This window comes from Methylobacterium carpenticola (assembly GCF_042748905.1).
GTDB classification, from domain to species: domain Bacteria; phylum Pseudomonadota; class Alphaproteobacteria; order Rhizobiales; family Beijerinckiaceae; genus Methylobacterium; species Methylobacterium carpenticola.
In genome coordinates this window covers 4,543,636-4,565,971 of record NZ_JBHZEO010000001.1, presented here as the reverse complement: position 1 = coordinate 4,565,971, position 22,336 = coordinate 4,543,636, and the positions used below count along the sequence as shown (strand labels likewise).

Sequence of the window (22,336 nt, the reverse complement as noted above, 5' to 3'; positions counted from 1 at the left end):
CGCGGGGTCTCGCGCATCGCGTTGACACCGCCCGAATTGTCCAACAATCTAATCGAACGATCAACGCGGAGCGGCGCCCGCGTATGACGCCACGCCACCCGGAGCGGAAGGGATCGCGCATCATGTACGATCGGTTTGCGGTTCAGCGCCTCATCGATCTCTGGCTCACCGAGGATGTCGGCTGCTGCGACCTCACGGTGCAGACGATGGTCTCCCCGGACGCGCGCGGCCGCTTCGACGTCAATGCCCGCGAGCCGATGCACGTCGCCGGGATCGAGATCGCCGCCGAGGTCTTCCGCCGCTACGAGCCGCGTCTCGCCCTCGACATCCGGGTGCGGGACGGCGAGCGCGTGGGCAAGGGCGCGGTGCTGATGCGCGTGGAAGGCCCGGCCCAGGGCATCCTCACCGCCGAGCGCACCGCCCTCAACATCCTGCAACGCCTCTGCGCCGTCGCCACCGAGACCGCGAAATACGTCGCCGCGATCGAGGGCACCAAGGCCCGCCTCATCGACACCCGCAAGACCACGCCCGGCCTGCGCATGCTGGAGAAGCACGCCGTGACCTGCGGCGGCGGCCTCAACCACCGCCTCGGCCTCGACAACGGCGTGATGCTCAAGGACAACCACATCGCCGTCTGCGGCGGCATCGCGGCGGCGTTGGCGCGCGCCCGGCGCCAGCTGCCGACCCTCACCAAGATCGAGGTCGAGTGCGACCGCCTCGCCCAGGTCGAGGAGGCGCTGGCCGCGAAGGCCGACGTCATCATGCTCGACAACATGGGCCTCGCCGACATGCGGACAGCCGTCGATCTCGTCGCCGGCCGCGTGCCCCTCGAAGCCTCCGGCGGCATCCGCCTCGACACCATCCGGGCGATCGCCGAGACGGGCGTCGACTACATCTCCACGAGCAAGATCACCCAGGGGGCACCCCCGGTCGATATCGGGCTGGACGAGCCGGCCTGAGCCGGCGATGCCCGAGGGCATCCTCTTCCTCGTCGTCGGCCCGAGCGGCGCCGGCAAGGACACCCTGATCGAGGGCGCCCGCGCGGCGCTCGGGGCGGGTCGGCGCTACGTCTTCGCCCGGCGGGTGATCACGCGTCCCCCTGGCTCCGCCGGCGAGGACCACGAGGCGATGAGCGAGGACGCCTTCGCGGCCTGCGCGGCGGCCGGCGGCTTCCTCGCCGCGTGGTCGGCCCATGGCCTGCATTACGGCCTGCCCCGGGGTTTGCGCGAGGATCTCGCGGCCGGCCGGCACGTGGTGGCGAACGGCTCGCGCAACGCCGTGGCCGCGCTCGCCGACCGCGTGCCCCGCCTCGTCGTGGTCGAGGTGACGGCGCCGCCGGAGGTGCTCGCCGCGCGGATCGCCGGCCGGGCCCGGGAGAGCGGCGCGGCCCTGCGCGCCCGGCTCGCCCGGAAGGCCGCGGCGCTGCCGGACCATCTGGAGGTGATCCGGGTGGCCAACGACGCGGAGCCGGAGATCGGCATCGAACGCTTCGTCGCCGCCCTCGAAGGGGCCGCCGCCCGCCTGCGCCTGCGCGCCACCGCCATCGATACCGGCGGGCGCCACCTCGCCTTCCTGCCCCGCGACAGCATCGCGGTCCCGGCTGCCGACTACGCCGGCTGCCGCATCGAGATCGAGGCGGGTGCGGCGCGGCTCTGCGCCGACGTCGCCCTCGCGGAATCGGGGGCGTGGCTGCGCCCGGACGAGATCGGCCTCTCGACCGAGGCCTTCCGGGCGCTGGGCCGGCCGGAGGCGACCTGCGTGGCGATCCGCCGTTCGCCCGCGCCGTGCAGCCGCGATGTCCTGCGCCGCAAGATCCGCGGGGCCGAATTGTCGGAGGACGAGTACGAGACCGTGCTGCGCGACATGGTGGCGGGCCGCTACGCCGAGGGTGAGATCGCGGGCTTCCTCGTCGCGGCCAACCGCTTCCTCTCCGACGACGAGGTGATGGCGCTCGCGCGGGTGCGGGCCCGCCATGCGGCGGCGATGCGCTGGGACGCGCCGATCGTCGTCGACAAGCACTCGATGGGCGGCATTCCCGGCAGCCGGATCACCATGATCGTGGTGCCGATCGTCGCCGCCCACGGTCTCCTGATCCCGAAGAGTTCGTCGCGGGCCATCACCTCCGCCGCCGGCACCGCCGACGCGATGGAGACGCTGGCCCGGGTCGATCTCGGCCCCGACGAGGTGCATGCGGCGGTGGCGCGCGCCCGCGGCTGCGTGGTGTGGAACGGACGCCTGAACCACTCGCCCCTGGACGACGTGATGAACGGCATCACCCGCCCGCTCGGATTGGCCTCGGCGCGCTGGTCGGTGGCCTCGATCCTGTCGAAGAAGCTGACCGCGGGCGCCACCCACGTCGCCATGGACCTGCCCTGGGGGCCGGGCGCGCGGCTCGCCGATGCCGGCGAGGCCGCCGAACTCGGCGTCTTGCTGGAGCGGATCGGGGCGCGGCTCGGCCTCACCGTCGAGGCCGTGCCGACCGACGGCCGCGCGCCGATCGGGCGCGGCATCGGGCCGGCGCTCGAGGTGCGCGATGTCCTGCGCGTCCTCGACGGGCATCCGGAGGCTCCGGCCGACCTGCGCGAGAAGGCGCTCGGCTTCGCCGCCCGCATCATCGCCTGGGATCCGGCGGTTGCGGATTGCGGCCGGGCCCGGCAGCGGGCGGAGGCACTGCTCGCCTCGGGTGCGGCGCGGGCGGCCCTGGAGGCGATCGTCGAGGCGCAGGGGCGCCAGCCGGTGCCGCAGGAGCCGGGGCGCCTCACGCACACGGTCCGCGCCGCGCATTCGGGCATCGTGACGGGCATCGACGGCATCGCCATCAGCGGCCTCGCGCGCACCGCCGGCGCGCCCGCCGACAAGGGCGCGGGCGTCTATCTCCTGGCCCGGATCGGCGAGCCGGTGCGGGCGGGCGACCCGCTCCTCGTGCTGCACGCCAATGCGCCGGCCGACTTGGCCGCCGCCGCCGCGCGAGCCGCCGCCGCCACGGGCTACCGGCTCGACGGCGCCGCGAGCGGGGGCTTGCAGTGAACTGCCGCATGGCTGGGCCGCGTGCCCCAAATTGAAGCGCCGACGCCTCGCGAGCGGCCGGCTCCCGCGCCATCACCGGTTTGACAGGGGCACGGCCGGGTTTCTACGATCCCATTGGTATACAAACGAGTTTTCAGGGGAGCGGAGCAGCGCCGCATCGGCTCCGCGACAGAGTGGGGAGCGTGACAGATGGCCCTCGTTCGGCTCGATCGGATCCCGGCCCATGGCCGCCGGACGGCGCGGCCCCGCCCTGCCGCAGGTCTGCGCCGCGCGGCCGCGCTGCTGATGCTCCTGACGGGGGCGCCGCTCCTGCTGCCCGGCACGCGGGCCTTCGCCGAGGAGATCTCGGTCACGCAGTACGGGACCAGCCTCTACGGGGTGCCCTACACGGTCGCCCTCGACCAGGGCCTGTTCAGGAAGGCCGGCATCGACATCACCGGCATCATCGGCTCTGCCGGCGGCGGCACCACCGTGCGCAACATCCTGGCGAGCCCGACGCCCTACGGCGACGTCGCCATCGGGGCGGCCATCGCCGCCCAGGCGCAGGGGCTCGACATCCTCATCGTCAATACCGGCACCCGCAGCGTCGCCGAATCCTCCCTCGTCACCATGCCGGATTCGCCGGTGCGGGAGCTGAAGGACCTCGTCGGCAAGAAGGTCGCGGTGACCTCGCCGCGCGGCGTGTCCGAGATGCTGCTGCTGATGGAGCTGCGCGCCCAGGGCGTCGACGCCGCCAAGGTGCAGCGCGTCGCCTCCGGCGGCTACGTCAACGGCCTCACCATGCTGGAGCAGGGGGCGGTGGCCGCCGCGACCCTGATCGAGCCGCTCTCGCTCATCCGGGAGGGCAAGTACCGCACGGTGGTGGCGGCCCGCGACATCCTCCCGCCGATGACGACCTCGGTCGGCATCACCACGCGGGCCTTCGCCAAGGCGCATCCCGACAAGCTGAAGGCGATCATCGCCGGGCGCCGGGCGGGCGTCGCCGCCATCTACGCCGATCCCGAGGCGGCCGGCCGGCTGATCGCCCGGGACTACAAGCTCGACCCCGAGATCGCCCGCCGGGCGGTGGCGAACATGATCGGACCGCGCATGTGGAGCGACGGCGAACTCAGCCAGGTCGAGCTCGACCGCGCGGTCGAGGCCCTGCGGCTCGTGGGCGAGGTCAAGGGGGAGGTCGATTTCTCGAAGTTCATCGACCGCTCCTTCCTGCCCGCGGACCTGCAAGCCAAGTCATGACGGCCCTCGTCTCGCGCGTGCCGGAGCGGGCCGCGCCCGCGTCCCGGGAGATCCATGCGAGCCTCAGCGGCGTCACCCGCATCTTCGGGCCGCGCGGCAAGGTCGGCGCCATCCACGCCCTCGGCCCGGTGGATCTGGACCTCGTCCGGGGCGAGTTCTTCTCCGTGGTCGGCCCGTCCGGCTGCGGCAAGTCCACCCTGCTCGACGTGCTCTCCGGCCTCGGCCTGCCGACCGACGGCAGCGTGACCTTCGAGGGGCGACGGCTCGCGGGACGCGTCCCGGACGGTGTCGGGGTCGTGTTCCAGGAGGACGCCTCGTTCCCCTGGCTCACCGTGCGCGACAACGTCGCTTTCGGGCTGCGCCGGGCCGGGCTCGACGCGGGAACGATCCGGGAGCGCGTGGAACACGCCCTCGACTTCATGGGCCTGTCCGCCTTCGCGGAGGCCTATCCGGCCCAGCTCTCGGGGGGCATGCGCCAGCGCGTCTGCATCGCCCGCACCCTGGTGACCCGCCCGCGCCTGATCCTGCTCGACGAGCCCTTCGGCGCCCTCGACCAGCAGACCCGCCTCCTGATGGGCGACGAACTGCTGCGGCTGTGGCGCGAGACGGGCGCCACGGTCCTGCTGATCACCCATGCCCTCGACGAGGCGGCGATGCTCTCGGACCGGGTCGGCGTGATGTCGGCCCGGCCCGGCCGCCTCATCGACCTCGTGGAGACCGGCTGGCCGCGGGAGCGCGACAGCCGTGTCGTCTCGCAGCCCCATTTCGGCGAACTCACGGCGCGGCTCTGGGACACGCTCCGGGCCGAATCGCTCAAGCACCTCGCCCGCCGCTGACAGGCCGACCCCGATGCGCCCCGCCCCGCTGATCCGCTTCGCCCTCGTCGCGGGCCTCGTCGGCGCCCTGGAGGCCGCGGTGCGCGGCGGCCTCGTGCCGGCGAGCGCCGTGCTGCCGCCCTCCGAGATGGCGGCGAGCCTCGTCGAGCTCCTGCGCGACGGGAGCCTCACCGGCGACATCCTGACGAGCTTCGGCAACGTGCTCTGCGCGACGCTGCTCGCCATCGGGCTCGGCTTCGCCATCGGCAGCGTGCTCCACGCCCTGCCGCTGCTGCGGGCCTCCGTCGAGCCGCTGCTCGCGAGCTACTACGCGGTGCCGACCTTCATCTTCTATCCGGTGCTGATCATCCTGTTCGGCGTCGGCAGCGGGGCGATCATCGCGATCTCGACCCTGCTCGCGATCGTCGCGATGATCACCGCGACGCTCACCGGGCTGGACCGGGTGCCGCCGGTGCTGCGGCGCACGGCCCGGGTCTTCGGCATGGGGCCGGTCGCCACGAGCCTGCGCATCAGCCTGCCGGCGGCCTTGCCCTACCTGTTCACCGGGGTGAAGCTCGCGGTGGCCTACGCCTTCATCGGCGTGATCGCCTCGGAATTCATCCTCTCGGGCGCCGGCCTCGGCTACGCCATCGCCTACGCCTACAACAACTTCAACAATCGCCAGATGTACGGCCTGATGCTGCTGGTGATCCTGGTGGTCGCGGCCATCAACGCCGCCCTCGACGCCGTCGACCGCCGTCTCCAGGCGAGGCTCGCGCGGTGACGATGAAACCGGATCACCTCGGCACCCTCCTCGTCCTGCTGGCCGGCCTCGCCGCATGGCAGATCCTCGCGGTTGTGGCCGGCGGTGCGGGCATCGCCTCGCCCGCGCAGACCATCACGGCCCTGCGGCGGCTCCTCGCCGATCCGGGCTTCTGGCGCGACGTGGCGGAGACGGGACGGGCCTTCGGCCTCTCGCTCGCCATCGTGCTGGCGGGCGGGATCGCGCTCGGCCTCGTTCTCGGCACCAGCCGGCTCGCTGGCGAGGTGACGGAGCCGATCCTGGTGACGCTCTACGCCCTGCCGAAGGTGACGCTCTATCCCGTGGTCCTGCTGCTGTTCGGGCTCGGCCTGTCGGCGCGGGTCGCCTTCGGGGTGATGCACGGGGTGATCCCGCTCACGCTCTTCGCCATGAACGCGGTGCTGCGGATGAGGCCGGTCTATCTGCGCACCGCGGCGACGATGCGGCTCACGCGCTGGCAGACCGTCGCTACGGTGATCTGGCCCGCGATCCTGCCGGAAATCTACGCGGGCGCCCGGCTCGCGGTCTCGCTCACGCTCCTGGGCGTGCTCATCGGCGAGATGTTCGCCTCCCAGCGCGGGCTCGGCCATCTCGCGGTCGGAGCGATGGAGCGCGGCGACATGGCGAGCGTGCTCGCCGTGGCGCTCCTCCTCACCGGCTTCGCGGTGACGATCAACGCGGCGCTCCTCGCCCTCGACCGCACGCGGCAGCGCTGAGCATCATTCGCCGAAGTGGTCACCGGTCCGGCAACGCAAGTCCGGTCGCGACCTCACCGCCTCCCTGACGCGTAGGCGTTCATGATCGCCGACAGCAGGCCGGGGAAGCGCGCCTCGACCTCGGTGCAGCGCGACTGGTTCCGCATCTCGATGCCGTGACGCTCGCTGCGGATCAGCCCGGCCTCCCGCAGCACCTTGAAATGGTTGGAGAGCGAGGATTTCGGGATCACCCGGTCTCCCACCGCGGAGACCGCCGAGCAGGCCTCGACGCAGCCCGCCCTGGTGATCTGCGCGAAGATCGCCGCCCGGTTCGGATCAGACAGGGCGTGCAGAATCGCCTCCGGCCGAACGTCCTCGATCGCGGGATGGAACAAGGGCCTCATGATTTCTCCATATGGGGTCTTGAACCGCGATCCATTAGTTCTGAAATTCCGAACTATGGGACCAAGGCGACCATCCCGGAGCCGGCCCATCTCGAAGGTTAGCACACATGGCAAAGCTCGACGGCAAGGTCGCGGTGGTGACGGGCGCTTCGAAGGGCATCGGGGCGGCGATCGCCAAGGCATTGGCGAAGGACGGCGCGGCGGTGGTGGTCAACTACGTGTCGAGCCAGGCGGGCGCCGACGCCGTCGTGGCGGCGATCACCGCGGCCGGCGGCCGGGCCGTCGCGGTCAAGGGCGACGTATCCGACGCCGCGCAGGCGCAGGGCCTGATCGAGGCGGCGGTGAAAGAGTTCGGCCGGCTCGACGTGCTGGTCAACAACTCGGGCGTCTATGAATTCTCCCCCATCGAGGAGGTGACGGAGGCGCATTACCGCCGTCTCTTCGACGTGAACGTGCTGGGCGTGCTGCTGGCGACCCAGGCGGCGGCGAAGCACCTCGGGGAAGGCGGCAGCATCGTCAACATCTCGTCGGTCGTCACCAGCATTCATCCGGCGACCTCGGCGGTCTATAGCGGGACCAAGGGCGCGGTGAACGCGATCACGGGCGTCCTCGCCAACGAACTCGCCCCGCGCAAGATCCGGGTCAACGTGGTGAGCCCGGGCTATGTGGTGACCGAGGGCACGCACGCGGCCGGCATCGCCGGCTCGGACATGGAGGCCGGCTTCGTCGCCCAGACGCCGCTCGGCCGGGCCGGCCAGCCGGACGACATCGCCGGGGTGGTCGCCTTCCTCGCCTCCGACGAGGCCCGCTGGGTGACCGGCGAGGAGATCAACGCCAGCGGCGGGGTTCGCTGAGGATCCCGCGGTCCGCCCGGGCGCGCTCCCCTCCGGGAGCGCCTTGTCATGCCAGCGGCCCGAAATGCTGACGCATCGGTCCGTCAGGCCATCTCGCATTTTCGACGCCAAGTCAGAGACTTGGCAAGAATCCGAGACCGGAACCGGCGGTCATGTTCAAGGGCCGCCGGTATCACGCCGAGGTCGGCGGGATCTCCTGCTGCTGGCTCCAGGTGTCGTCCTCGGCGCGCAGATGCACGTCCTCCGGCTTCATGTACTGGCGCCCGAGCCAGCGGCTGAGCCCGTCGAGCCCCGGAAACAGCACCCGTTCGGTGATGTTCGCCTGATCGAGCTTGTCGCGGATCTCCCATTTGAGATCGGCCCGGATGATCAGCTTGCGGGCGATCACCGGGTGGGCTTCGAGCCATGCGCTGAAGCTCAGCCGCGCGTTCGAAGGCAGCGAGAACACCGCGTATTGGTTGGTGATGCGCTCATCGAGCGAGGGCGGCTCGAAGAAGGTGACGAAGTCGAGGTCGCGGTGGCCGTCGTCGAAGGACTTGAGGCTCGGTGCCACCCGGCGCAGCAGCTCGGTGGTGAAGACGTGCGAGCCCGTCTCGGACAGGATCGCGCGCAGGTGCTCCGGCAGCTGGTCGGCGGCGGCGTGGAAATCCACCACGATGATGGCGCCGTCGCTGTCGTAATGCGCGAGTTCCGAGGTCGCGAAATGCATCGCCACGTAGGGCGAGTAGGTCCAGTCGAGCAGCCGGGTCGGCAGGCCGTGGTGCTGGCCGAGCGCGATCCAGTTCCAGTCGTCGTCGAACGGAACCACTTCCCGGTGGGCGTATTTGCGGAAGTTGCGCAGGAGATGCGCTTCGAGAGTCCAGTACTCGCCGCCGAGCCGGGCCAGGGAGGTGCGGGTGTCGAACCGCGCCCGCCCGACGCCGCGGAACAGGTAGGGCGAGCGGTGCCGCCGGATCCGCGCGTTCCAGGCGTTCTTGAACAGCTCGGTCTGAAGCTGCTCCCAGCTCCGCACGTCCACGATCTGCATATCGTCTTACCGCTCCAGAGCGCTTCCCGCCGAAGTGGATACCGATTCGGCGCAGGCAAGCGCGTTGAACCAAAGACCGAGAGCAGCGCCCGATCGCGCCGCGATCGGGCGCTGCTCGAGCGGGCACCGGCCTCCTATAGACCAGAAGCGCGCGGCCCGGCCTGGGAGCACGATGTGCAAATCCCCCTGTCCCCGCTGGACAGATCCGTTGGTCTCCCCGAGCTTTGCAGGCCATGGCGCGGCCCGGCCGCGCGGACGGGAGGAGCGCCCGCGCGGCCGGATCGCGGGCGGCAGGTGGGCGTGAAGAAATCTCTCGACCTCGACAGAACCGCCGAGGCCCGCTCGGCGCCCGAAGCCCTCGCGGCCGAGATCCGGTCGCGGATCTGGGACGGGCAGCTCGCGCCGGGCCAGCGGCTGGTCGAGAGCGACCTCGTTCTGGACCTCGCGGCGAGCCGCGGCAGCGTCCGCGAGGCGTTGCGCCTGCTCGTCGCGCAAGGGCTGGTGACGGTCGAGATGCATCGCGGCGCCCGGGTGCGCCGCTTCTCGCGGGCCGAGTGCCTCTCGCTGATCGAGGTCCGCGAGGCCCTGGAGGGCTTGGCGGCGCGGCTCGCCGCCGAGCGGGCGGATCCCGCCGGGGTGGCGCGCCTCGGTGCGATCCACCGGGAGGCGGAGGCGGCCGCGGCGGACAACGACGTCGAAGCCTATCTGCGGATCAACGACGCGCTGCACGAGGCGATCCTCGATGCCGGCGGCAACAGCATGATCCGCGAGCATCTCTTCCTGGCGCAGCTGATGTTCTTCCGGGTCCAGACGCGGTTCCTGCGCGCCCACGACCTCGCCTCCGCCCAGCGGGAGCACGCCGCGATCATCGCGCAGATCGCCGCGCGGGACGGCGCGGGGGCCGAGGCGGCCATGCGCCGGCATATCGGCGCCACGCGCGAGGTGGTGCAGGCCGCGCCCGGCCGCTTCTTCGAGCCCGAGACGCGGGAATAGGGGGGAGTTCTGCGTCGCCCCGTCCGAACCGGAGCCGCTACGGCCGCGAGCGCGGGATGGAGGACGACGGCCGTGTCCGCACCGGCGGCAGCGACCCGGCGCCCATGCCCCCGGTCTCGGGTGGCAGCGCGTCGGCGACGGGCCCGGAGGCGGCGGGCGCGGTGAAGCTCACCTTGCAGCGCTGGCCGGCCGGCAGCGCATTGTCCGGGTTCCTCAGCTCCAGCCGGACGCCGAAGGTGCCGCTCGCCGCGTCGAACACCCGGTCGACCACCGTGACCTCGGCCGGATAGGTGCCGCCGATCGGCTTGTCGAGGGTGACCGTGCCGATGGAGCCGGGCTTGATCTCGCCCCAGCGCGTCACCGGGACGTAGGCCTCCACGTAGAGCGGATCGAGCTGCACCAGCGTGTAGATGGCGCCGTCCTGGCGCACGAACTCGCCGCTCGCCATCAGGCGCTCGGTGACGAGCCCGCTGATCGGGCTGCGGATGATGCGCAGCTCCAGCTGCGCCCGGGCGCGGGCGAGTTCGAGGCCCGCGAGGTCGTGCTTCAGGGTCTCGGTCTGGAGGTCGCGCTTGCCGATCTCGTAATCGGCCTCGACCTGATCGATCTTCTCCTGGGTCACGATGCCCTTCGAGAGCTGGTTCTGCCGCTCCAGCCGCCGCTTGTAGAGTTCGACGCGGGCGCGCTGCGCCTCGATGTTCTCCCGGCTCGACGCCTGCGCCTGGGCGAGGGCGACGTTGGCCTCCTCCACGCTGGTGTCGAGCCGCGCGATGACGTCGCCGGCCTTGACCGCATCGCCCCGGTTGAAGGCGACCTCCTTGAGGATGCCGAGCGTCGCGCTGCCGATCTTCACCTTCTGGGTCGGCTCGATCACGCAATCGACGGTCCCGGGCTCGGCCCGCGCCGTGGCGAGGCCGGCGGCGAGCAGGGCCGCGGCGAGGGCCGACGCCGTCAGGGAAGGGGTCGTCATCGAGCGGAACCTCATTCGGAATGGCCGGCGAAGGCCAGGATGCGGTCCTGCATCCGGTCGGAGCGCAGGAGATCGGCGCGCATGCGCGCGTGCAGCCGCTCGGCGCGGTGCTGGGCCCACCGCAGCAGCAGTCGCCCGGCCGGCTGGCCGAAGCGGGCGAGAAGGGCGCGGGCGAGGGGGCGGGGAACCGGGAAGCCGTCGAGCAGCGGGTCGTCGAGGGACAGAATCGCCTCGAAGCTGCCGGGCTCGCCCTGCCGCCCGCTGCGGCCGGCGAGCTGGTCGTCGATCCGGCGGGCGTCGTGGCGCTCGGTCATGATGACGTGAAGGCCGCCGTTCTGCCCGACCCAGGGGCCGAGCTTGATGTCGGTGCCGCGCCCGGCCATGTTCGTCGCCACCGTGATCCGGCCGCGCTCCCCCGCCCCGGCGACGATCGCGGCCTCCTGGCGGTCCTGCGCGGCGTTGAGCACCGTGTGCGGCAGCCCGGCCGCGGCGAGCCGCGCGCTCGCCGCCGCGGAGGACGCGACCGAGCGCGTGCCCAGCAGCACCGGAAGGCCCTGCCGGTGCAGGGCCGCGACCCGCTCGACCACCGCCTCCCATTTCGCCGCGTCGTCGGGCAGCACCCGGTCGGGCCGGTGCTTGCGCTGGACGGGGCGGTGCGTCGGGATGCGGGCCACTGCCAGCCCGTAGACGGTCCAGAACTCCGCCGCGACGCCGGCCGTGGTGCCGGTCATGCCCGCGAGCTTGCGGTAGCGCCGGAAGAAGCGCTGGTAGGTCATTCGCGCGATGGTGCTGCGGGCGGAGGAGAGCGCGCAGCCCTCCTTGTGCTCGATCATCTGGTGGAGGCCGTCGCTCCAGGCCCGGTCGGGCATGACGCGGCCCGTATACTCGTCGATGATCACCACCTTGCCGTCGCGCAGGATGTAGTGCTCGTCGCGATGGAACAGGTGCAGCGCCGAGAGTGCCTGCCGGATCAGTTCCTCGCGCGTGACCCGCGCGCGCCAAGCCGGCCCCGCCCCGGCGAGCCGGGCATCGAGAGTCTCGCGCCCGTCCTGCGTCAGCACGATCCGGCGCTGGTCGGCCTCCACCACGTAGTCGCGCCCCGCTTCCAGCGCCGCCGCGATCCCGAGCGCCTGGGTCAGGGTGGCGGGCTCGAATTGCGATCCCGCCTGGGCCGAGATGATCAGCGGCGTGCGCGCCTCGTCGATCAGCACGCTGTCGGCCTCGTCGACGATGGCGAAGTGCAGGCCGCGCAGGCGCAGCGGCGGCGTCACCCCGGGTTCCGCGGCGAGGCTGCGCAGCTTGATGCGGATGTCGGTGGCGCGCTGGCCCAGCGCGATGCGGTCGCGCAGGTAGTCGAAGGCGAGATCCTTGTTGGTGCAGTAGGTGACGTCGCAGGCATAGGCCGCCGCCCGCTCGGCCACCTCCTGCCCCTCGCCGACCACCCCGACCGTGAGCCCCAGAGCCGCGTAGAGCGGGCGCATCAGCGCCGCGTCGCGCTCGGCGAGGTAGGCGTTCACCGTGACGACGTGGACCGGAAGCCCGGCGAGCGCGGCGGTGCCGGCGGCGAGCGCCGCGGTGAGGGTCTTGCCCTCGCCGGTCGCCATCTGGGCGACGCGGCCGTCGAGGAGGGCGGCCGCGCCCATCATCTGCACCGGGTAGGGGCGCTGCCCGCTGATGCGCGCCGACAATTCGCGGATCAGCGCGAAGGCCTCCGCCACCGCACCGGGCGGGAAGGTCTCGCGTCCGCGCAGGGCCGCCGAGATGACGCGCCGCTCCGCATCGAGGGCGGCGTCGCTGAGCATCGCCATGCTCATCCAGCGCTCCATCGCCGCCCGCGCGAGGCGGCCGTAGCGCCGCCCCTGCCAGCCGGTGAGCCGGGCCCGCACGGCGCCGACGGCCCGGGTCGCCGCCCGGTCGATCACCCCCGGCCGCAGGACCGTCCGCTCCGCATAGGCGCGCAGGGGCGGCAGCCGCAGCGGGGCGGGGAGGCCCAGCGTCTCAGACACGGAACTGGCTCAGGAAGAGCTGGCGCAGGCCGCGCAGCAGGCGCCAGCCGATCGCCTCGCTGCCGTGGTCGAAGCGCACGTAGACCCGCTCCCCGATGACGTCGAGGGGGATGCCGCCCGCGACCTGCACGTCGAAGACGAAGATGCTCTGGAGCGCGCGGGGCTTCTCACCGGTCGTGCTGTCGACCGGGATCAGGCCGCCGCCCTGGGGGGTGAGGGCGAGGCTCGGGACCTCGCTCTGCGCACCGGGCACCTCGCGCAGGATGGAGGCCGCGTGCCGGACCTGCGGGCTGTCGGCGAAGCGCGCGGCGACCGGGCCGGGCCGGCTGCGCACGAGGTCCACATCCGCCTGCGGCACCACCACCCGCACCACCGGATCGTCGGACCTGAGCACGAAGCCGATCCGGTCACCCCGGCGGACGTAGCGGCCCGGGAGATCGGTCGCCCCCGGCACGACGAGGCGCCCCTCCCGCTCGGCATAGAGCACCCGGTCGGCCGCCCGGGTGCGGACCACCGCCAGCGTCTGCTCGGCGCTGCCGATCTGCTCTTCGAGGATTCCGGCCTGGACGCGGTCGCCGAGCCGGGCGGCGTCGTAGCGCAGACGCAGCTCGGCGAGCTGCGCCTCCAGGATGGCGACCCGGGCCTCGAGGCTCGGATCGTCGAGCCGCACCAGCGGATCGCCCTGGCGGGCCTGACGCCCGGGCTCGGTGAGGAAATCGGTGAGCACGCCGTCCGTCCGTGCCCGCAGCTCGGAGCGGTCCGGCACCCAGACCACGCCCTGCGCGATGGTCGCATAGGGCAGGGGAACGGCGAAGACCGCGACGAGGATCGCGGCCAAAGCCGCGCCGGTGACCCGCAGCGCCCGGGCGCGCCGGCCGTTCAGCGTCGGGTCGGTGAGCAGGAACCGGCCGCCCTTGACGAGCGGGTGCACGACGATGCCGGCGACCGCCGTCAGGGCGAGCAGCACCCCGAACACGAAGAACTGCGTCGCCACGAAGGAGGCGATCGCGAGGGAGACGCCGGTGCGGTACACGAAGGCGGCCACCGCGTAGGCGGCCATCCAGGCCCGCTCGCCCCGCGCCGTGACCGGGCTCTCGGCGCTCTCGATCTTCAGCGCGTAGCGCTGCACGAGGTAGAGCAGGTAGCGGTTGGCGCGGGCGGCGAGGTTGGGGATCTCGATCAGGTCGGCGAGGATGTAGTAGCCGTCGAAGCGCAGCAGCGGGTTGCCGTTGAACAGGAGCGTCGAGACGCCGCCGATCACCATGACGTTGAAGGCCACCGCCTTGACGAGGCCCGGCTCCACCGTCGCCCACACGACGGTCGCGAGGGCGGCGAGCAGCATCTCCACCAAGATGCCGGCGCTGGAGACCACCATCCGCTGCCATTTCGAGCCGAAGGCCGCGGAGCTGGAGGCGTCGACGTAGGGCGCCGGGATCATGACGAGGAGCATGATCCCGACCTCGTGCACCTCGCCGTTCCAGGCCTTGGCGGCGCAGGCGTGCCCCGCCTCGTGCAGCGCCTTGATCAGCGGATAGATGCAGACCATCACCGCGAGGTTCTGCGCCGACAGGAGCTGGGTCGCGAGGTCGCCGGTCACCTCGCTCCAGTGCAGCCCGGCCACGATCAGGCCCGCGGCCACGATCGCGAGCCACGCGATCAGTCCCGGCAGCGAGAACAGCGGCCGGAACAGCGGCGCCAGCCGGTCGAGCAGCCGGTCGGGATCGAAGAGTGGGAAGCGCAGGGCGAGCGGGTTGCGCACCCGCGCGATCAGGCTGCGCCGCGAGACCGCGTCCGCGCGTTCGAGCAGCTCCGCGAAGTCCGGCGGGAAGGCGCCCTCCAGCAGGTCCGAGCCGTGGAGCAGCGAGATCAGCCGGATCGTCTCGTCCTGGGTCGGCGGGTCGTCCTCGTTGCGGGAGACCGCGTGGTCCCAGATCTCCTGGACGGTGCGTCGCCCGTCCATCAGGCAGACGATCAGGTTGGCGGCGGGCGACAGCCGGTGGAAGCGGCCGGTCTGGTGGTCCTGAAGCACGTACCAGACGTCGCCGCGGAAGCGCTGGCGGTGGATCTCGGCGTGGCTGCGCAGGCGCGGCCGCAGGGCGGCGACCCGGTACCAGGACTGGCTGAAGAGCGAGTGCACGGCGCGGCCCTCACGGCACCCAGTGCCAGACCGCGAGGCGCAGCCAGTCGAGGATCGGCCGCGCCCAGGTCCAGGCGAGCAGGCGGCGGTCCACCTCGATCTTGGCGATGCCCTCCATGCCCGGGCGCAGGCGGGTCGAGGCCGCGGTGACCTGCCCCTCGACGCGGAACATGTTGCGTCCGTTCCTCACCTCGGCGACCGGCGTGATCGTCTGCACCACGATCGGGTAGGGCTGGTCGGGCAGGGCGCCCGCCAGCATCTGGCCGGTCTGGCCCTCGCGCAGATCGGCGATGAAGCGCTCGTCGACATTGATCACCACGCGGTAATCGTCGAGGGGGGCGACCTCGAACAGCACTTGGCCCCTGCCGATCGCGCCGCCGATCGACTGGCTGAGATCGCCCGAGACGATCAGCCCGTCGAAGGGGGCGTAGAACTTCAGGCGCGCGAGCTGCTCGTCGACGAGGTTGATCTGCGCCTCGGCCTGATCGATCTGGCTGCGGACCACGTTGATCGTCGCGGGCTGGCGCGTCGCCAGCGCCTTGTCGTACTCGAAGCGGCGCTGCTGGCGCTCCGTCACCCAGCGCAGGCGCTCCAGCACGAGGTCACGGTCCTCCAGGGCGGCGAGCAGGTCGCCCTTGTGCACCATGTCGCCCGCCCGGTGCTCGGCCAGCTTGAGGTAGCCGTCGTAAGGCGCGACGACGGCGCGGCGCACCAGCCCCTCGACCCGCGCATCCGCGGTCACGCGGTAATCCGCCGTCACCGTGCCGAGCAGGAGACCGGCGAGGCCGAGGGCGCCCAGCGTCAGCTTGAGGCCGGCATGGTTCGGACCGACGATGCGCCGCGCGAGCGCGCCCGCCGCCTCGCCGGCCTTCACCGCGAGCCAGCGGTCGTTCTGCCGCTTCTCGTCGAGGACGGGGCCGATCGCCGCGCAGGCCGCCGCGATGATGGCGATCGTCTCCGCGTCGAACGGGGTGTCGCCCGCCCGCTCCAGGGTGAAGGCCCCGGCGAAATGGTCGTTGGCGAGGAAGGGCACCGTCAGCACGCGCCCGTCGTGGCGCAGGCGCGCGAGATCGGCATGGGCCCGCGTGACGGCGGTGTCGCCCTCCGGCGCCGGGAACAGGACGAGGCTGCGCTGGTCGAGCGCCTCGTCCATGCAGGCGCCGAGCTTGCGCACGAGGTTCATCGAGCGCTCGAACTGCGCGGTGTGCGAGATCGCGGCCACGCGCGCGGTGCCCTTGCGCGAGAAGCCGACCGCGGCGCGCATGCAGTCGAAGGTGATCGCCAGATCCGTCGCCGCCGCCATGCAGGCGGCCTTGAAGCGCTCCTGCTCCAGCACCCCGGCGAGCAGGTCGAGGGCGGCGCGGGCGCGGGCGAGCTGCCGGCGCTCGTCGCGCCCGCAGGCGAGCCCGCGCTTGGCCGCGAGCCAGGCGGCGCCCCACTGCACCTGCCGGATCGCCGCGCGCAGGACGTCCCGGTCGCGGGCGACGAGGCGGAAGGCGGCGCAGCCGAAGAGGTCTCCGCCCTCGGCCTCGACGAGCGGAACGGCGACCAGCGCGGCCCCGTCGCCCGAGGCCGGCTCCTGAACGATCGGGCGCTTCTCGGCGGCCGCCACCCGGGCGGCCTCGGCGAGGTCCTCGCGGGAGCCGGCGGGCCAGACGGCGAGCGGCGCCAGCGCCGCGGGGGCGTCGCCGGCGAGCACGGTGCCGGCCTGAGCCCCCCGCAGCAGCTGCGCCTGGAGCGGGAGCCAGGCCGCGGCCGCGGCCTCGAAGGTCGCGGCGGCCTGGAGCCGCTGCCACAGGGCCGGCTCCAGGACCAACGGCCGCTCGTCGGTCGCGGCGGCATCACCGCCCTTGTCCGCCGCCACGCCGTTGCTCATCGCTCTTCGCCCGGTGACACCGTGAAGCCGGACCACGGCCGGCGGGGGAGACCTGATGGGGGCGGATCAGCCCTCGAGATCCAGGCGGCCGTGACGGCTCTCGTACTCGTTGAGCACGCCCGTCAGCACCGAGAGCAGCCGCTTGGCGGCGAGCGGCGTCAGGATGATCCGGTTCGACAGATCGACCACCACGTCCGAGTTCTCGCTGACGTTCCAGGTGCGGTTGGTGCCGAAGAACAAATCGACCTGCTCGCGCGTGCCCTGCACGTTCACCACGTTCGCGAACTGCGTGATCATCTCGTCCTCGCGCCAGATGATGGCGCGGCTTTTCACGGCGTCCGACTCGTTCTGCATCGATTGTCTCACTGTTCCCCCACGGTCGAACGGCCTGCTCCGGCGCGCCAGGACCCGCGGCGGCACGCTGAGACGTGTCGCGAATTGGCCCTCGCCGAATCGGATTGACGATCGAACCGCCCTTTTGGCGGGATGCCCCGCGCCCTACCCTTGATTGGTTCGCCGGTTGGGCGCAAGTGTCGACCCGCAGTACCGTGAATACCGCGGACTTTCCCTAGTCGGCCTTCACGGGGAGAGTACGGCAAAGAGCGGCCGTTACGACGATTCCGTTGATCAAGAGTCTCACATGACCCTCCCGGTCGATGATAGCCCGCGCCGGATCGTCATCGTCGGCGGAGGGCTCGCCGGCGCGCTGGCCGCCGCCATCCTGAAGCCGATCCTGCGCCGGGCGCGCTGGCGGGTGACGGTGGTGGCGCCGCGGCCCCGGAGATCGGGCGGCGCGGCCGTCGTCGCCGGGCCGGATTTCACCCGCCTCCTGCGCCGGGCCGGGATCGAGGAGGCGGCGCTGATGCGCCGCTGCGCCGCCACCTACCGGCTGGCGAGCCGCTTCGAGAACTGGTTCGCGGCCGGCACCGGTCATTGGCTGCCCCTCGGGCCCTGCGGGCCGCGGCCGAACGGGCTCGACCTGTTCCATTTCTGGGTGCGGGACGCGCTCGCCGGGGCGGCGGCCGGCGACTACGGCGACTACGCCCTCAACGCGCGCCTGGCCGCCCTCGGTCGCGGGCCGGGCGGTGCGGACGGCGGTTCCTCCATCGTGGAGGCGGGCGATTACGGCTATCACCTCGACCGGGACGGGCTGGTCGGCTTCCTGCGCGACCTCGCCCGGTCGGAGGGCGTCGCCTGGACCGAGGGCCGCGTCCGCGCCGTCCGTCGGGACGGGCAAGGCGCCGTCCGCGCCCTCGACCTCGGCGAGGGCAACAGCATCGCGGGCGATCTCTTCCTCGATTGCAGCGGCGCGGCCGGGATCCTGATCGGCGAGGGTCTCGGCGAAGCCTGGGACGGCCGGTGGGGCGGAATCCTCGGCCCTGAAACCCCCGATCACGAGAGCCTCGGCCTGTCCCTGCCGGCCGATCCGGCCTGGACGCCCGCCACGTGGTACGAGGGCACGCCGTCCGGCTGGATCGAGCGCATCCCGCTGGCGGACCGCACCGCCTGCCGCGTCGTCGCCCGGCGGGGCGAGGCCTCGGCCGCGGCCCGGGCGCTCGGCGGGGAGGGCGATGCCGCCTCCGCCCGGCCCCTGCGCAGCGGCTGCCGGGCCGTGATCTGGCGGGAGAACGTGGTGGCGCTCGGCGCCGCCGCCTGCGAGGTCGGGCCCGTCGCCGGCCTCGGCCTCCACCTCATCCAGCGGGCGATCGAGAGCCTCGTGGATCTCCTGCCGCGCGGCGCCCCCGAGGAGCCCCTGCGCCGGGCCTACGGCGCGCGCATGGCCCTCGTCCACGAGGCGGCCCGCGATGCCGTCGCCCTGCATGGCCGGCTCGGTCGCCGTCCGGAGCCGTTCTGGGCGGAGGCGCGCGCCGCCGCGGTTCCGGACAGCCTCGCCGATCGCCTCGCCCTCTACGAGGCCGCGGGCTGCATCGAGGCGCCGGCCGGCGCGGCCTTCGACGAGACCGCGTATTTCCACACCCTCGCGGGGGCCGGCTGCCTGCCGCGGCGGGCCTTCGCCCCGGCCGACCTCGCCAACCGGCACGAGAGCCGGCGCTTCCTCGAAGCCGTGCGCGAGCGGACCGAGCGGCTGGCGGGCGCGATGGCGCCGCAGGCGGCACTCCTCGCCCGCATCCACGGCCCGCTGCCGGAGGGCGCGGTCTCGGCCACCCTGCGGACGGCGCGGGAGCCGGCCGACCCGCTGGCGGTGCTGCGCCGGTCGGCGCCGGGCGCGCGCCTCGTGGACATGGTCGCGTCCCTGCGCCAGCCCTTCGGCTGCGAGCGCTCGATCAAGGCGGCGCGGGGCGCGCTCCAGGCCGACCGCTTCCTGCTGAGCCTCCACCGCACGGCGCTCGGGCTCGATCCCGGCCGGACCCTCGCGCGCATCGCCGCGGGACTGGGGCTCGCCGATGCCGCCCGCGCCGAGGCGGCCGCCGCGATCGCCGGGGCGGACATCCTGCATCTCGGCTTCGAGGACGGGCCGGGTGGCCCGCTCTACAAGCTCTATGTCGAGTGGTCGGCCGAGGCCGACCGCCGTTGGCAGCACGGGCCGGCCGGACCGGGCGAGCCGATCCTCGTTCACCGCGCCTACAAGTGGAGCCCGCTCGCGCGGGCCGAACCGGTCGTGACGTTCTACCACTGGCCCGGCCCGCGCAGCCCGGACGAGATCGCCCGGCGCCTGGCGCAGGTGGCGGAGAAGGCCGGCGGACCCTTCGTGGTGGGGCTCGGCCACGCCATCCTGGCGGCCGTGCGCGCGCAGGGCGACGGCCCGCCGCATTATCTGGAGGCGCGCGAGGAGCCGGGTCCGCGCCTCTCCTACGACCTGAACCTCTATGCGACGGGCCTCACGGTCGCGGCCCTGGAGGACATCCTGACCCGGGCCTTCGCGGCTCTCGGGGTCCCGGCCGAGGAGGCCGGGCGGGCGCTCGCCGCCCGCCGCGGCGAACGGCTCGGGCACGTCGCCGCTGGTCTCGGCCGCGACGGGCAGCCCTTCGTCACGCTCTATTCCGGCGTGCGCGCGCGCTGAGGATCTCTGCCGGGTTCAGGTGGCGACGCCGCTCCACCATTGCCGGATCATCGCGGGGTTGGTGAGCTGAGTGCGGGCGGCGAGCGCCCATTGCTCCTTGCGGTACTCGCTCGCCGTGACGCCGAAGCGGGCGCGGAAGCTGCGGCTGAAATGCGCCTCGCTGTTGAACCCGAAATCGACCCGCAGGCGCGACAGGCGGCGGCGCTCCAGCGGATCGCGCAGGGCGGCCTGCACGGCGAGGAGCCGGCGCTCCTGCACGTAGCGCATGATGCCGCCATGCGGCGCGAAGAGCCGGTAGAGCGTGGCCCGCGAGATCTGCAATTCGGCGGCCAGCCAGTCCGGCGAGAGGTCCGTCAGGGCGAGGTTGTTGCGCACCACCTCCTCGGCCAGGGTCCGCAGGCCGCCCTCCGTGCAGGCCGCCTCAATGGGCGCATCCCAGCCGGAGGGGTCGAGGATGCGCCGGATCAGCGCGGTGGTGTCGGCCACCGCCGCCTCGACATCGGCCTCTTCGAGCTGGGCGCTGCGCTCGCGCAGGGAGGAGATGCAGGCCCCGAGCAGGCGGTTGCGGGCCCCGTCGAGGCGCGGCTTCAAGCGGTCGAGAGGGAGGCCGGCGAGGAACTTGCGCGGCACGATCAGCGCTGTGGTGTCGGACGAGGCGGCCTGCGTCTCGACGGTGCAGGCGAGGTCGATCACCGCCACGTGGCCGCCCCAGATCGTGGTCTGCTGCCGCGTGATCCGCCCGGTGAAGCCGCCGCTCTTGTAGAGATGGAGCAGGATGTGGTCCGGCGTGCTGCGGACCCGCGTCGCGTCGCGCAGGAAATTCTGCGCGTTGTAGGCGACCCGCGCGACGGCGAGTTCCCCGACGATGGCGCCCGTGACCGAGCCGACCGGAATAGCGCGGCTCAGGCTGCTCGGAAGCGGCTCGAACAGGGGCGAGAGCACCTCTCGCCACATCCGCCCCGCCTCCGCCTCGGGAAGCTCCGTCGTGAGATAGTGAAGCTGGGGAAGGTTCGGCACGAGAGAGGGGGTCCGGCGTGGGGCGGCAGCCGTAGAGTTTCCGGGCCATAGCGGCAGACCGCCACGGTGGCCGAGGCCGATCCGGGATAATCACCATGATCAGGTCGTGTTCCCGGCGGTCCGGACGGCCGGTCTTGCGCGCCCGCCGCACGGCCGGGCGCTGCCGATGATGCGGCCGGCCGGGCACGACTTGCATCCGCAGCCCTTCATCGTGCCGCCATCTTCAAACGCCGCCGCGCCGATGAACAGGCCGACAGACCGCATGTGAGACACCAATAAAGAAACGACTGCGTGAGGTTTTGTGGTGGCGGCCACCGCGAGGCTGGCTACCCCAAACAGGGCAGAGACACAACCGAGACACGATGTGCCGCCGAATTGGCCTTGTATTCAGGCGGGCCGCGCGCGGCCCGGGACGGCGGGCAGCGGTGCTAGTCGGGATGGCGCGGGCTCCGGACCCGGTCCGAGATCGATCGGGATTGCTGGTGAATGTTAACCGCAGGGACACACCGCGCGCGGATCAGCACTCCGCCGCGCAGTTCTGAGACGGTAGGTCAATACAAACGACCGGCAACCCCTCCGCAGCCGCCGGACGCACTGATATGGACGAGCGGATACAAAAATTGCACGTTGGGGGTGAGTGAACGATGGCCAAGCAGCTCCTGATCTACGAGCGGGCCGTGCCGGTCACGCGGCAGCGTCACGGCTCGTGGTCGATCAAGGCCGGCTCGAGCTATGAGTTCGCGCGGGAGATCAACTCGGTGCCGCTGATGGCGGCCGAGTTCGCGCCGGCCGCGTCCGAGTACACCATCGTATTCGGCGGCGCGGGTGACGAGATCATCCCGGTCGTGCTGCTCGGCATCCGCGACGGCGAGAACCTCTACGTGGGCGAGGGTGGCGCCTGGACCGGCAAATACGTGCCGGCCTTCCTGCGCCGCTATCCGTTCGTGTTCTCGGCCGACGACGCGAATGCTCCGGACGCGCTCTTCACCCTGTGCGTCGACGAGGAATTCGCCGGCTGCAACGACGAGGGCCGCGGCGAGCGCCTGTTCGATGCGGATGGCGAGCGCACGCAGTACCTCCAGAACGTGCTCGGCTTCCTGCAGGCCTATCAGGCGCAGTTCCAGCGCACCAAGCTTTTCGTCGCCCGCCTGGAGAATCTGGGTCTCCTCGAGCCGATGCAGGCGCAGTTCACCCTGCGCACCGGCCAGCGCGCGACCCTCTCGGGCTTCAGCGTCATCAACCGCGAGCGGCTGAAGGCCCTGTCGGGGGACAAGCTGGCGGAGCTGATGCAGGCCGACGAGCTCGAGCTGATCTACCTGCACCTCGCCTCGCTCACGAATCTGGCGCCGATCGCCGAGCGCGTCGGCCAGCCGGTTCCGGACACGGCTCCTGCCGCGCCCGCCGATTTCGCGACCAGCGGAACGGCCTGATCCCCGCGGGCTGCCCGCCGCGGCC

At 72.4% G+C, this 22,336-nt stretch carries 18 protein-coding genes; 10 read left to right on the top strand and 8 right to left on the bottom strand.

The features are described 5' to 3' along the window. Positions 1 to 122: 122 nt before the first annotated feature. From nadC to ACE101_RS21190, 6 genes are all read left to right on the top strand, one after another. Entirely contained in the window at positions 123 to 959 is an 837-nt protein-coding gene (gene nadC / locus ACE101_RS21215) for a carboxylating nicotinate-nucleotide diphosphorylase (RefSeq protein ID WP_379133723.1), read from the top strand. 7 nt (positions 960 to 966) lie between these two features. Beyond that, positions 967 to 3,027 (top strand): phosphonate metabolism protein/1,5-bisphosphokinase (PRPP-forming) PhnN, encoded by a 2,061-nt coding sequence (gene phnN, locus ACE101_RS21210; protein WP_379133721.1) that lies wholly within the window; start codon positions 967 to 969, stop codon positions 3,025 to 3,027. Positions 3,028 to 3,216: 189 nt separating this feature from the next. After that, the gene (locus tag ACE101_RS21205; protein ID WP_379133719.1) at positions 3,217 to 4,263 is read left to right on the top strand and encodes an ABC transporter substrate-binding protein; all 1,047 of its coding nucleotides are present in this window, start codon (positions 3,217 to 3,219) and stop codon (positions 4,261 to 4,263) included. Beyond that, positions 4,260 to 5,099 (top strand): ABC transporter ATP-binding protein, encoded by an 840-nt coding sequence (locus ACE101_RS21200; protein ID WP_379133716.1) that lies wholly within the window; start codon positions 4,260 to 4,262, stop codon positions 5,097 to 5,099. The genes ACE101_RS21205 and ACE101_RS21200 overlap by 4 nt, the downstream gene beginning before the upstream one ends. Positions 5,100 to 5,112: 13 nt before the next feature. After that, complete coding sequence (locus ACE101_RS21195) at positions 5,113 to 5,862, top strand: ABC transporter permease (RefSeq protein ID WP_379133713.1); 750 nt, start codon at positions 5,113 to 5,115, stop codon at positions 5,860 to 5,862. A gap of 2 nt (positions 5,863 to 5,864) precedes the next feature. Next, positions 5,865 to 6,596, top strand: a complete 732-nt coding sequence (locus ACE101_RS21190) for an ABC transporter permease (RefSeq protein ID WP_379138830.1) — start codon at positions 5,865 to 5,867, stop codon at positions 6,594 to 6,596. Between the two features lie 53 nt (positions 6,597 to 6,649). Here ACE101_RS21190 and ACE101_RS21185 read toward each other — a convergent pair whose 3' ends face one another. Then, a complete protein-coding gene (locus ACE101_RS21185; protein WP_379133710.1) occupies positions 6,650 to 6,979 on the bottom strand; it encodes an ArsR/SmtB family transcription factor in 330 nt (109 codons plus the stop codon). A 107-nt stretch (positions 6,980 to 7,086) separates the two neighbouring features. Here ACE101_RS21185 and ACE101_RS21180 point away from each other — a divergent pair, with 107 nt between their 5' ends. Beyond that, the gene (locus tag ACE101_RS21180; protein ID WP_379133708.1) at positions 7,087 to 7,833 is read left to right on the top strand and encodes a glucose 1-dehydrogenase; all 747 of its coding nucleotides are present in this window, start codon (positions 7,087 to 7,089) and stop codon (positions 7,831 to 7,833) included. A gap of 172 nt (positions 7,834 to 8,005) precedes the next feature. On the opposite strand, the gene ACE101_RS21175 is transcribed toward ACE101_RS21180, so the two are convergent. After that, complete coding sequence (locus ACE101_RS21175) at positions 8,006 to 8,860, bottom strand: FRG domain-containing protein (RefSeq protein ID WP_379133706.1); 855 nt, start codon at positions 8,858 to 8,860, stop codon at positions 8,006 to 8,008. Positions 8,861 to 9,160: 300 nt separating this feature from the next. On the opposite strand from ACE101_RS21175, the gene ACE101_RS21170 reads away from it, so the two are divergent. Beyond that, positions 9,161 to 9,853 carry a GntR family transcriptional regulator gene (locus ACE101_RS21170; protein WP_379133704.1) on the top strand — a complete coding sequence of 231 codons (693 nt, stop codon included), beginning with the start codon at positions 9,161 to 9,163 and terminating at the stop codon, positions 9,851 to 9,853. A 37-nt stretch (positions 9,854 to 9,890) separates the two neighbouring features. Here the strand turns inward: ACE101_RS21170 and ACE101_RS21165 are convergent, their stop codons facing one another. The 5 genes from ACE101_RS21165 to ACE101_RS21145 form a co-directional block, all read right to left on the bottom strand. Beyond that, positions 9,891 to 10,823, bottom strand: a complete 933-nt coding sequence (locus tag ACE101_RS21165; protein ID WP_379133703.1) for an efflux RND transporter periplasmic adaptor subunit — start codon at positions 10,821 to 10,823, stop codon at positions 9,891 to 9,893. Positions 10,824 to 10,834: 11 nt separating this feature from the next. Beyond that, a complete protein-coding gene (locus ACE101_RS21160) occupies positions 10,835 to 12,829 on the bottom strand; it encodes a preprotein translocase subunit SecA (RefSeq protein ID WP_379133701.1) in 1,995 nt (664 codons plus the stop codon). Then, the gene (locus ACE101_RS21155) at positions 12,822 to 14,966 is read right to left on the bottom strand and encodes a peptidase M50 (protein ID WP_379133699.1); all 2,145 of its coding nucleotides are present in this window, start codon (positions 14,964 to 14,966) and stop codon (positions 12,822 to 12,824) included. The genes ACE101_RS21160 and ACE101_RS21155 overlap by 8 nt, the downstream gene beginning before the upstream one ends. A gap of 10 nt (positions 14,967 to 14,976) precedes the next feature. After that, entirely contained in the window at positions 14,977 to 16,842 is a 1,866-nt protein-coding gene (locus ACE101_RS21150) for an efflux RND transporter periplasmic adaptor subunit (RefSeq protein WP_379133697.1), read from the bottom strand. Positions 16,843 to 16,908: 66 nt separating this feature from the next. Continuing rightward, positions 16,909 to 17,196: a DUF3467 domain-containing protein gene (locus ACE101_RS21145; RefSeq protein ID WP_379133695.1), complete on the bottom strand. Its 288-nt coding sequence runs from the start codon at positions 17,194 to 17,196 to the stop codon at positions 16,909 to 16,911. A 286-nt stretch (positions 17,197 to 17,482) separates the two neighbouring features. Between ACE101_RS21145 and ACE101_RS21140 the strand changes: the two genes are divergently transcribed. Then, positions 17,483 to 19,864, top strand: coding sequence for a tryptophan 7-halogenase (locus ACE101_RS21140; RefSeq protein WP_379133693.1), 2,382 nt, complete (start codon positions 17,483 to 17,485; stop codon positions 19,862 to 19,864). Between the two features lie 15 nt (positions 19,865 to 19,879). Here the strand turns inward: ACE101_RS21140 and ACE101_RS21135 are convergent, their stop codons facing one another. Next, positions 19,880 to 20,881 carry a helix-turn-helix domain-containing protein gene (locus ACE101_RS21135; RefSeq protein WP_379133690.1) on the bottom strand — a complete coding sequence of 334 codons (1,002 nt, stop codon included), beginning with the start codon at positions 20,879 to 20,881 and terminating at the stop codon, positions 19,880 to 19,882. A 644-nt stretch (positions 20,882 to 21,525) separates the two neighbouring features. Between ACE101_RS21135 and ACE101_RS21130 the strand changes: the two genes are divergently transcribed. After that, complete coding sequence (locus ACE101_RS21130; protein WP_379133688.1) at positions 21,526 to 22,311, top strand: SapC family protein; 786 nt, start codon at positions 21,526 to 21,528, stop codon at positions 22,309 to 22,311. The last annotated feature ends 25 nt before the right edge of the window (positions 22,312 to 22,336 follow it).